The sequence below is a fragment of the Prochlorococcus sp. MIT 0603 genome (genome assembly GCF_000760215.1).
Classification (GTDB): Bacteria; Cyanobacteriota; Cyanobacteriia; order PCC-6307; family Cyanobiaceae; genus Prochlorococcus_E.
The window spans coordinates 1-3,243 of the sequence record NZ_JNAW01000005.1 but is presented as its reverse complement, the minus strand read 5'-3'; the positions used below and the strand labels follow the sequence as shown (position 1 = coordinate 3,243).

General features: G+C 35.7%; 4 protein-coding genes. 2 read left to right on the top strand and 2 right to left on the bottom strand.

The genetic code is table 11. The annotated features are described in order from the left end of the window. Both EV07_RS09205 and EV07_RS09500 read right to left on the bottom strand, forming a co-directional pair. Nucleotides 1–417 (bottom strand): hypothetical protein (locus EV07_RS09205; protein WP_193742772.1); only part of this gene is annotated, 417 nt, incomplete at its 3' end. Between the two features lie 171 nt (nt 418–588). Continuing rightward, nucleotides 589–762 (bottom strand): DUF4278 domain-containing protein, encoded by a 174-nt coding sequence (locus tag EV07_RS09500; protein WP_072013348.1) that lies wholly within the window; start codon nt 760–762, stop codon nt 589–591. A gap of 1,049 nt (nt 763–1,811) precedes the next feature. Between EV07_RS09500 and EV07_RS09200 the strand changes: the two genes are divergently transcribed. After that, entirely contained in the window at nt 1,812–2,525 is a 714-nt protein-coding gene (locus EV07_RS09200; protein WP_241434047.1) for a YdcF family protein, read from the top strand. A gap of 247 nt (nt 2,526–2,772) precedes the next feature. Then, on the top strand, nt 2,773–3,243 hold a 471-nt coding region (locus EV07_RS09195), incomplete at its 3' end, for a hypothetical protein (protein ID WP_036919873.1).

Genomic DNA, 3,243 nt, shown 5'->3' with positions numbered 1-3,243 from the left:
AGCAGCTTTCTTCTCTGCAGCGGCTTTCTTTTCTGCAGCAGCTTTTCTATCTGCAGCAGCTTTCTTTTCTGCAGCAGCTTTTCTATCTGCAGCAGCTTTCTTCTCTGCAGCAGCTTTCTTTTCTGCAGCAGCTTTTTTATCTGCAGCAGCTTTTTTATCTGCAGCAGCTTTCTTCTCTGCAGCAGCTTTCTTCTCTGCAGCAGCTTTTCTATCTGCAGCAGCTTTCTTCTCTGCAGCAGCTTTCTTTTCAGCAGCAGCTTTCTTTTCTGCAGCAGCTTTTCTATCTGCAGCAGCTTTCTTTTCTGCAGCAGCTTTTCTATCTGCAGCAGCTTTCTTTTCAGCAGCAGCTTTCTTTTCTGCAGCAGCTTTCTTCTCTGCAGCGGCTTTCTTATCTGAGGCCAAGTTCCTTTCTGCCACTTGCTTAATCCAAAAATATCAATTTATTCAAGCATTCTTAGCTGCTTTTAAACGACCTTTCTTTGTAAAGATCAATCAACTGCATTAACTTAAGTTATTTTTGCGAAAAGCATTAGGCAAAATAATTAGTAAAAAGCCCCTTTTTTTATAAAGGGGCTTTTGGCTTCAACCTTACTTGGAATACTTTCTTCCCCTGTACGAGAGTAAAGTATGACTTTCAGCTTTAGCTGATTCCCTACAAGTGTTGTAGTGCTCGCGACGGTAAGTTAGCTCAGTGCACGTTTTTTGGACTGGCTTTTTGCTTTGGACATAATCATGTCCGCGATACAGAAGAGTAGTAGTCATCATTCAGACTCCGAAAATTGACCTAAGTCCCCGTTCCATGGCTTAAGTCGTAATGCGGCTCGCTATGTAGCGAGTTGAACGTTTCTGTAGTCATTGCTACAAAAATAATAATAGGAGCTTGTCAATGGCTTTGTTGTTCATGCTGATACAAGTAATGAAATTGAATCTTTAGGTTTTGTAAAAAGTCAAACCTCAACTTGGTTTAGCAGACCATCATGATTCAATGAAATTAGTTGCATTAGCATGAATAAATCCTTTTAGCCTTCCTAGTTGCTTCTTTGAGGAGAACTTAGCGATGTAGTTAAAATCTATATGTATAAGGATAGCTATCTAGAAGGGGCTATTTAATGTTTCTAATAGATACAATCATATTAAACCACCAAAACCAGAATAATTCCGATTGATTTAAAACAAACTAGTTCAATGCGAAAGCCTCTTATGTTCATGCATAGCTATATCAGCTATATCAATCAAAACCTCTTTTTAAGAGATCTCTTAGCATTTAACTGAAAAATTATTGCTTCAATTACAGTGCGATAATATGAGAGTCAAACAAATAAAGTTATGAATAAAGAAGGATGGGGAAATCTTATAGCCTATCTATATACGGCTAGCGTCATAATAGCTGCGATTTATTGGGGGATCAGTTTTTTTAGGTAGTAAGTCTGATGCTTTTTTATATTTCCTAAAAAGACCTTGACCAAGTCTTTCGTTTAGTTGCTTTGCTTTTATTTCTCAAAACAAAAAACATTAAAAGGGGAGCGAATCCAACTAATGGGACAAACAAGTTTATCGTTAAATCATTTTCCATTTTTACACTCATTGATTAATTATATAAATTTTAGTAAGTTTATTATTTAGATGATCGCTATTTTCACTATAGCAGGAGTTTAATCTAATCTCACAATAAAGATATTTCGTAATTCTTAATAAGATTAGGCAAGAAAGAACTAGAGCTTAGTAGAATAGTGAAAGCTTGATTTTTAATTGTCACGTTCACACTTAGTAAATTATTACCTCTATTTGTATTGCCTCTTGGGATAAGCCTTTTGTTTATTTTAGTAAGGCTTAGGAGAAGAGCTGATTGGTCAATTCAACTGGCCTTCTTGATCCTGTGGACTTCTAGCCTAGGCATCATTGCTGATTTGCTTTGGTTGTGGGTAGAGCATCCATGGCAACGGATAAATGAGAAAGATGCTCCAACTGCAGATATTATTGTTGTGCTTAGTGGAGGCGGGGCATTTACTCCGCCAGGAATTTCCACTGCAAATACAGTAGAATGGATAGACCCTGATAGGTTTCTTGCGGGTATAAAGCTCTTCAAAGAAGGTAAAGCCTCAAAATTATTGTTTACGGGTGCTTATAATCCTTTTCAAATTGTTCCATTTTCAGAAAGTAATCTCTATGTTAATGAAGCATTACGCTTAGGTATTCCAGAAAATTCAATATTGACTACCAATAGAGTTACTAACACTGCACAGGAAGCTATAGCTATAAGGAGGATTATCACAACCAGACAATCCTCTAAGCCACCTAAAATATTGCTTGTAACCAGTGCATTTCATATGAAAAGAGCGAAAAAATTATTTGAGAGACAAGGCTTAATGATTCACCCTTTCCCAGTTGATTTTAAAACAAAAGAGACCTTGAGACTTTCACAGTGGAAAGACCCTATGAACTGGGTGCCTACGGCAGGATCACTGTTTAACACTTCAAAAGCATTAAGGGAGCTTTTGGGCCGAGTTGTTTACAGATCCTGGTAATAAAATTGAAACTTGTAAAAGTAGAGATATTTGTTATGCAATGCCTAGAAAACTTTTAAATTCAACTTGATTTTAATTAAAAGAAAGTATATAGCTTGATCTCATGTAATTTCATTAATTATCATCTGAAAACTTTAAGTTCAAGTTTGCCCCTTTGCTTGTTTATAACCTCAACAAAAAACTACTTATATATTTTAGAAGCATTTTCCAAACAATCTATTAAGATTAACTGTAAATATTTTAAAAAATGAAAAATCATCAAGGTAAAGGAGAAGTTGGAATTAATAAAGAAGACTCTCTTGTAAAAAAAATCACAGGAACTTTCAAAAAAAAGAACCTTAAAGTATTGCTAAACATTTTCCAAACGAGCAGAAAGGAAGAACCCTCAACCAATTGGGAAGAAAAGGTATTAGAAAGAAAATTAAAGACTTTAGAGGCAAAGAGATTATGGGAAGAAAACAAAAAGAAAACATATTCTCAATCAATACAAAATAAATTCACCATTCAAGAGACTTCATCAGTTGAAGAAATCAAAGCACCAGAAGAAGAGCCAGTTATAGAAGCGATGGGAAATTCAACTGAAGAGACTTCATCAGTTGAAGAAATCAAAGCACCAGAAGAAGAGCCAGTTATAGAAGCGATGGGAAATTCAACTGAAGAGACTTCATCAGTTGAAGAAATCAAAGCACCAGAAGAAGAGCCAGTTATAGAAGCGATG